Consider the following 6,990-nt stretch of genomic DNA (forward strand, 5'->3'; position numbering starts at 1 on the left):
CCCTCGCCGTCCGAGTGATCCGGGTCAGCCGAGCAGCCTCTTCAGCCAGCGGACCCGGGCCGCCCGGGCCTCCTGGCTGATCGCGGCCTGCGGCGCCATCATGTCGAAGCCGTGGAAGCCGCCGGGCCACACGTGCAACTCGGCCTGCCCGCCGGCCTGCCAGAGGCGGCTCGCGTAGGCCACGTCCTCGTCGCGGAACGTCTCGGCCGAGCCGACGTCGACGAACGCGGGCGGCAGGCCGGCCAGGTCGGTGGCCCGGGCCGGAGCCGTGCGTGTGATAGATCGCCGGCAGCGGCGTGGTGTGCCCGGCCGGGGTCAGGATCAGCAGCTCCACGTCGGGGTCGCCGGCCGGCCCGGGCACGCTGCGGCGGGTCACGGTGAAAGCGCCGTCGCGGGCGAGGTCGTCGTCGCTGAGGTCGGCGAGCACACTGCCCGCGCGCATCGGCTCGATCATGTCGGCGGTCAGCGCCGAGGGCATCTGCTCGCCGATGACGTCGAGGGCGGCCGCCAGCTCGGGGTCGAAGGGCGGCGGCGGGCCGGCAGTGCCGCTGGCATCGGGAAGAACGCTCGTCATGAGGAACCCCTTTGTTACGAGAAGATTTCCTCCATTCTGTGATCCAGGACACCGCGGCACGAGCGCCAACCGGCGGAAACTACCCGCCATCCGGCGGGCTCGCCGCCCAGGGCCGCGCGCCCGCGGTCGGCGTAAGGTCGCGGGCGTGAGAAAGCTGCTCGAGGGGCTCGACGTCGTCGACGACCCGGATGTCCTGGAGGGTCTCAGCCACGACGACGCGGAGTGGGCGCCCTACGGCCGGGCGGCCGGCGCGGTCCGCCCGCGGACAACCGAGGAGGTACGGCGGGTAGTCGCGGCCTGCGCGGGGCGGAACATCCCGATCGTGCCGCGCGGGGCCGGCACCGGGCTCTCCGGCGGGGCCAACGCCGTGGACGGGGCGATGATCCTCGACCTGTCGAAGATGAACCGGATCGTCGAGATCGACACCGAGAACCTGACCGCCACCGTGCAGCCGGGCGTCGTCAACAACGACCTCAAGGCAGCCGTGGCCGAGCACGGCCTGTGGTACCCGCCCGACCCGGCCAGCGCCCCCTGGTCGACCATCGGCGGCAACGTGTCGACCAACGCGGGCGGGCTGTGCTGCCTGAAGTACGGCGTGACGCGCGACTACGTGCTGGGCCTGGAGGCCGTCGTGGGCGGCCCCGCCGGCGAGTACGGCACGGTGGTGCGGCTCGGGCGGCGGACGACCAAGGGGGTCAGCGGCTACGACCTGGCCGGCCTGTTCACCGGCTCCGAGGGCACGTTCGGCGTCATCACGGAGATCACCCTGCGCCTCCGCCCGGCGCGGCGCGAAGCACCCCGTACGGTCGTGGGCGCCTTCGGCAGTGTCGTGGCCGCCGGCGAGGCGGTCGCCGCCATCACCCGGGCCGGGCTGCTGCCGGCGGCCCTCGAACTGCTCGACCGCACGTGCCTGCAGGCCGTCGAGGACTGGAAACACCTGGGTCTGGAGGCCGACGCCGCGGCGCTGCTGCTGGCCCAGCTCGACCTGCCCGGCGCGGCCGGCGACGAGGAGGCCACCGCGGTCGCCGAGGTGTTCCGGGCGGCCGGCGCGCTCTGGGCCGAGCAGTCGACCGACGAGATCGAGGCCGAGGCGCTGTTCGCCGCCCGCCGCCTCGCCTACCCTGCCCTGGAACGGCTCGGCCCGGTGCTCACCGAGGACGTGTGCGTCCCCCGCTCGCGCGTGCCGGACATGCTGGCCGCCATCGAGCGGATCGCCGCCCGGCACGGCACCACGATCGCCACCATCGCGCACGCCGGTGACGGCAACCTGCACCCGATGATCCTGGCCCCGGCCGGTGACGAGCAGGCCCGCCACGCGGCCCAGGCCGCCTTCGAGGACATGCTGACCGCGGCCATCGCGATGGACGGCACGGTCACCGGCGAGCACGGCGTGGGGCTGCTCAAGCGGACCGGCATGCAGCGGGAGCTGTCGCCGGCCGTGCTCGCCATGCAGGTCGCGGTGAAACAGACCCTCGACCCGCTCAACCTGTTCAACCCCGGCAAAGTGATCGGCTGAGCCCGTCACCATGAACCGCGTCGTTGTCTCCTCATGCCGGGGGCGCTGTCATCTGTGCGTCGAACGGCGACCGGCCGTTTCGACACCCCCGGCCGACCTGTAACAAAGCGAAGGTGTTCCGCGCTGATACAGCATGGCGATACTTCAGGTGCGAGGTGAGGTCGATCTGCTGACCCGGGACAGTTTCGAACGGACGCTCGACCGAGGCATGGAAACCGACGGCGACCTGGTCCTGGACCTGAGCGAGCTGCGCTTCATCGACGGCGCCGGCCTGCGCGGCCTGGCCCGGACAGCCGATCGGCTGGACCGGCAGGGACGGCGGCTGAGCCTGGACCGGCCGTCCCCGCACCTGCGCCGGCTGCTGACCCTGGTTGGTCTGGGGGGCATAGCCGTACGGTGACCGCCAGACCGCCGGCCGAGCCGGGCGCCAGCTCGAGGGTGCCGCCGTGGGCGTGGACGATTCGCTGCACGATGGACAGGCCGAGGCCCACGCCGGCGTGCTCGTCGGTGCGTACGCGGCTGGTCGCGCGCCGGAAGGGTTCGGTGACGGCCGGCAGCAGGTCGGGTGGCACCGGTTGCCCGGTGTTCACGACGCGCAGCGTGCTGGAGTCGCCGTCGGCCTCGGTGTGGACAGCCACCGTGCCGCCGGCCGGCAGGTTGTGGACGATGGCGTTCTGCACCAGGTTCGTCACCACCCGCAGCAGCAGCTCGGCGGAACCGGCGGCGGTGGCGGCCGAGCCGGTGACCTCGAGCGTGATCCGGCGCTGCTCGGCCAGGGGCAGCAGCGTCTCGACGGCCTCCTCGGCGAGCAGCGAGAGGTCGACGCTGTCCCGGGTGACGTTCTCGCGGCCCAGGAACAGCAGCGCCTCGGTGAGGTCGATCGCCCGCTGGTTGGCGACGTGCAGGCGTTCGATGATCTCGTCCGGGCCCCGCTCGGGATCGCGGCGGGCCACGTCGAGCAGCGCCCGCGAGATCGCCAGCGGGGTGCGCAGCTCGTGCGAGGCGTTGGCGGCGAACCGCTGCTGCTCGGCCACGTGCGACTCGAGCCGGCCGAGCATCGAGTCGAACGCGTCGGAGAGCTCCCGGAACTCGTCCCGGCGGCCCGTCATGCCGATCCGGTGCGACAGCGACCCGGTCCCGGCCGTCCGCGCCACATCGGTGATCCGCTTCAGCGGCGCGAGCATCCGGCCGGCCAGGAGCCAGCCGCCGACGAGGCCGAACGCCAGCAGGAAGACGAGCACCGCGGCCGCCCGCGGGGCGAAGATGTGCAGCAGGTTCGACCGGACCGGGAACACCCCGTCGACGGAGGAGTCGGCGCGGATGAGCAGCGCCCGGTCCGGCACGTACCGCAGCAGGAACACCCACACCGTGGCCAGCAGCAGGACGCCGGCCAGCATCAGGAAGCCGGCGTAGCTGAGGGTGAGCTTGACGCGGGCGCTCATCCGGCGATCCGGTAGCCGGCGCCGGGCACGGTGCTGATGATCCAGGGCTCGCCGAGCCGTTTGCGCAGGGCCGAGACGGTGATCCGGACGGCGTTGGTGAGCGGGTCGGCGTTGGCGTCCCAGGCCCGTTCCAGCAGGTCTTCGGCGCTGACCACCCCGCCCTCGGCGGCGACGAGCACCTCCAGCACGGCGAACTGCTTGCGGGTGAGCGCGACGTAGCGGCCGTCGCGGAAGACCTCGCGGCGGAAGGGGTCGAGCCGCAGACCGGCGACCTCGCGGATCGGGGGCCGGGCATGCGCGCGCCGGCGGTCGAGCGCCCGCAGCCGCAGCACGAGTTCCCGCAGCTCGAACGGTTTGGTCAGGTAGTCGTCGGCGCCGAGCCCGAACCCGGAGGCCTTGTCGTCGATCCGGTCGGCCGCGGTAAGCATGATGATCGGGATGCCGCGGCCGGAGGCGACGATGTGCCGGGCCACCTCGTCACCCGAGGGGCCCGGGATGTCACGGTCGAGAACGGCCAGGTCGTACGCGTTGACGCCGAGCAGTTCGAGGGCGGTGTTCCCGTCGGGGGCGATGTCGGCGGCGATCGACTCGAGCCGCAGACCGTCGCGCACGGCCTGGGCGAGGTGCGGCTCGTCCTCCACGATCAGTACGCGCATAGCGGCAGCCTAGGCTCGCCACCAGCGCCGGGACGCCAGGGCGGCCAGGGCAGCGCCGGTCGCGTTGACCAGCACGTCGTCGACCGACGAGACCCGGTCGAGCTGGAAGACGTACTGGGCGGTCTCGACCAGAATCGAGCAGCCGGCCGCGAGGGCGAAGATCCGGGGCACGGACGCCAGCGCCGCGAACCGCATCGGGGCGAAGAACCCGAGCGGCGCGAGGATCAGCAGGTTGCCGCCGATCCCGAGCGGGCCCATCGTGATCAGGTCGAGCAGCGGGATCAGGCTCAGCCGGCCGGGAACGACACCGGCTCCGGGTCCGGGCATCAGGGTCAGCCAGACCAGCGGCACCGTCCCGTAGACCAGGCCCACCTCGGCTACCGACCTGCGCCAGGCGCCCCGCCGGGCCAGGGCCAGCGCCGCTATCAGCAGCGCCGCCACCGGTAGCCCGGCCAGCAGCATGAACACGACGCCGTTCTCGGTGTCGTAGCAGCCGTGCCAGTGCCCGGCCAGGCACCGCGGGGCGGCCATGAACAGCATCCGCCGCAGGGCGTAGACCGCCGCGGCAAGCAGGAGGACGACGACGGCCGAGACAAGGAGCCCGCGCCGGCGGGGCGGTGCGGACAGATCTGCGCTTCGGTTCACAGTCCCATTCCACCCGGCGGCTTGTTGCGGGGGCGTATGCAAAATCCGTACGCCCCCGCGACACCTCACCAGATGCGGGTGGTCGCCTCGCCGGAGGAGAGGGTGGCGATCGGGCCGGCCGGGAAGTCGCCCGCCTGCTTCGGGGCGCCCAGCAGGTCCTTGTCGAGCACGGCCGGGGTGCCGTCGCGCTCCTCGAACTCGGCGTCGGCGAACCGGACGCGCTCCAGGTCGAGGCCGGAGACGGCGGCCAGCCGGACCGCGTCGAACTCGGCCGGCAGCGAGGTGACCAGGTGGACGCTGTCGCCGTCGTCGGTCACCGAGACCGAGCCCGCGGACACCACGACCGGGCTGTTCTCGCCGTCGAAGGGCTTGGCGCCGGCCGCGTACACGTTGGCCCGGGTCCAGACCGGCTGCTGCACGGTGAGGTAGCGCTGGTGGTCGCCCGGCGGCTGGGACTCGATGCGGGCCCGGTAGTCGTCGAACGAGACCGGGTAGCCGTTGTAGGCGGACGTGCCGCTGAACGCCGGCTCGGAGCCTTCGGCCTGGTCGCCGTACGCCCGGGAAGGGTCTCCGCCGACGAAGAGGTTGCCGAACCAGCGGTCGTCGCCGGCCCGGATGTACGCGTAACCGGCCACCTGCGTGCTGTGCGGGCGGTGGTACGGGGTGGCCCTGTCCATGACCGCCTCGACCCGGACGGTGCCCGCGATCAGGTTGCTCACGAACGCGCCGCCCTGGCTGAACAGCTCGATCGCGGCCGGCGAGGCGAAGACGTTGTGCTCGACGATGTACGGGCCGTGGCTGACCTCGATGAAGATGTCCCGGCTGTTGTTGTACAGGACGTTACGGCTGATCCGCGTGCCCTGGGTCTGCCAGTCGAGCCACACGCCGAGCGAGCAGTCGTGGATCCGGTTGTGGCGGATCTCGACGTCGATCGCGGCATGCAGCTTGATGCCGCCGATCTCGTAGCCGTAGAACTCCCGCTTGAGGGCGATGTTGTAGATGTGGTTGTCCTCGATGGTCGAGAACACGCAGCCCAGGTGGCCGACGATGCCGTTCTGCCCGCAGTCGTAGATCGTGTTGCGGCGGATGACGTGCGAGCCGATGTGCTCCTTGTCCCACCCGATCTGCCGGGCCGTGAAGACCGACTCGAGCTGGTACTGGTAGCCGGGCTTGTCGCCGCGCTCGGTCGAGTAGTTGTGACCGGTCGAGGCCTCCTTGCCGATGCTGATGGCCGAGGTCTTGGCGTCGTGGATGACGTTGTCCTCGATGATCCAGCCCTTCGACCAGTTCGGGCCGATGAGGCCGGGCTGGTCGGCGGTGGGCGGCGTCCACGGGGTGGCGGCCTGGGCGAGCTCGAAGCCGCGCACGGTGATGTAGTCGAGGTGCGTCGCCTCGGGGTAGAAGACCGACCGCCGTACGTTGATCTCGACGAGGGACTGGTTGGGGTCGGTGCCCTGGAAGTTGGCCCAGATCGTCGTCGTCTCCTCGGCGACCGAGGCGAACCACACGAGCTGCGTCTGGTCCGGGTTCCGCACCGTGTCGGTGGTCTTCGTCCAGTTGTCGATGATTTCCGTACGCCGGTCCGGCGCGTCGACCTCGGCCCGCGAACCCACCTCGTAGAAGCTGAGGCCGTTCAGGTAGACGTCGCCCAGGTGCTTGCGGGGCGCCTTCTCGGCATAGACGATCCAGTCGCCGGCCACCTCTTCGGCGTACGGGTTGAAGTCGCCGAACAGCGTGTTGGGGACGGTCACCTTCCACACCGTGCCGCCGTCGTTCTCCCAGCCGGTGATCCGCTCGGAGCCCTTGATCACCACGTGCTCGCCCTCGGCGGCGCGGTAGGTGATGCGGCGCGACTCGCTGAGGCCGCCGCGGCGGGGCTTGACCCACTCGCGGTACTCCCCCGCGTGCACGGTCACGGTGTCGCCGGCCTGGGCCAGGGCGGCCGCGTGGTTGATCGTCCGGAAGGGTTGGTCCGCCGTTCCGGAGGCGGCGTCGGAACCACTGGTGGCCACGTGGTACTCGAAGGTCATCGGGTAAAGCCTTTCTACTTGCCGAATCCGGCGGTCAGGCCGCTGAGCAACTGGCGGCGGCCGATGGCGTAGAGCAGGACGATCGGTACGGTCGTGAGCACGACCGAGGCGGCGATGGCGGGGATGT

The 6,990-nt window shown here is 71.6% G+C and carries 7 protein-coding genes and 1 pseudogene; 3 read left to right on the forward strand and 5 right to left on the reverse strand.

Annotation, left to right across the window (positions count from 1 at the left end):
- Positions 1-24: 24 nt before the first annotated feature.
- Positions 25-279, reverse strand: a complete 255-nt coding sequence (locus tag LXN57_RS33505) for an alpha/beta hydrolase (RefSeq protein WP_308206671.1) — start codon at positions 277-279, stop codon at positions 25-27.
- Positions 280-301: 22 nt separating this feature from the next.
- Here LXN57_RS33505 and LXN57_RS33510 point away from each other — a divergent pair, with 22 nt between their 5' ends.
- From LXN57_RS33510 to LXN57_RS48400, 3 genes and pseudogenes are all read left to right on the forward strand, one after another.
- Entirely contained in the window at positions 302-616 is a 315-nt protein-coding gene (locus LXN57_RS33510) for a hypothetical protein (RefSeq protein WP_251802222.1), read from the forward strand.
- 103 nt (positions 617-719) lie between these two features.
- Entirely contained in the window at positions 720-2,090 is a 1,371-nt protein-coding gene (locus LXN57_RS33515) for an FAD-binding oxidoreductase (RefSeq protein WP_251802223.1), read from the forward strand.
- A 133-nt stretch (positions 2,091-2,223) separates the two neighbouring features.
- Positions 2,224-2,415, forward strand: a pseudogene (locus LXN57_RS48400) (STAS domain-containing protein); the annotation flags it as partial.
- On the opposite strand, the gene LXN57_RS33520 reads toward LXN57_RS48400, so the two are convergent.
- The 4 genes from LXN57_RS33520 to LXN57_RS33535 form a co-directional block, all read right to left on the reverse strand.
- Complete coding sequence (locus LXN57_RS33520) at positions 2,345-3,532, reverse strand: sensor histidine kinase (protein ID WP_285904700.1); 1,188 nt, start codon at positions 3,530-3,532, stop codon at positions 2,345-2,347. The pseudogene LXN57_RS48400 and the gene LXN57_RS33520 sit on opposite strands and share 71 nt — an antisense overlap.
- Positions 3,529-4,188 (reverse strand): response regulator transcription factor, encoded by a 660-nt coding sequence (locus LXN57_RS33525; RefSeq protein ID WP_251802224.1) that lies wholly within the window; start codon positions 4,186-4,188, stop codon positions 3,529-3,531. The genes LXN57_RS33520 and LXN57_RS33525 overlap by 4 nt, the downstream gene beginning before the upstream one ends.
- Positions 4,189-4,197: 9 nt before the next feature.
- Positions 4,198-4,833, reverse strand: coding sequence for a VanZ family protein (locus LXN57_RS33530; protein ID WP_251802225.1), 636 nt, complete (start codon positions 4,831-4,833; stop codon positions 4,198-4,200).
- A 65-nt stretch (positions 4,834-4,898) separates the two neighbouring features.
- The gene (locus LXN57_RS33535; protein WP_251802226.1) at positions 4,899-6,863 is read right to left on the reverse strand and encodes a right-handed parallel beta-helix repeat-containing protein; all 1,965 of its coding nucleotides are present in this window, start codon (positions 6,861-6,863) and stop codon (positions 4,899-4,901) included.
- Positions 6,864-6,990 lie beyond the last annotated feature (127 nt).

This window comes from Paractinoplanes hotanensis, from assembly GCF_023717965.1.
Classification (GTDB): Bacteria; Actinomycetota; Actinomycetes; order Mycobacteriales; family Micromonosporaceae; genus Actinoplanes; species Actinoplanes polyasparticus.

Excerpts from the sequence above, each read along its gene's own strand:
- LXN57_RS33520 (WP_285904700.1), bottom strand. The coding sequence starts at position 3,532 with ATGAGCGCCCGCGTCAAGCTCACCCTCAGCTACGCCGGCTTCCTGATG.
- LXN57_RS33525 (WP_251802224.1), bottom strand. The coding sequence starts at position 4,188 with ATGCGCGTACTGATCGTGGAGGACGAGCCGCACCTCGCCCAGGCCGTG.
- LXN57_RS33535 (WP_251802226.1), bottom strand. The coding sequence starts at position 6,863 with ATGACCTTCGAGTACCACGTGGCCACCAGTGGTTCCGACGCCGCCTCC.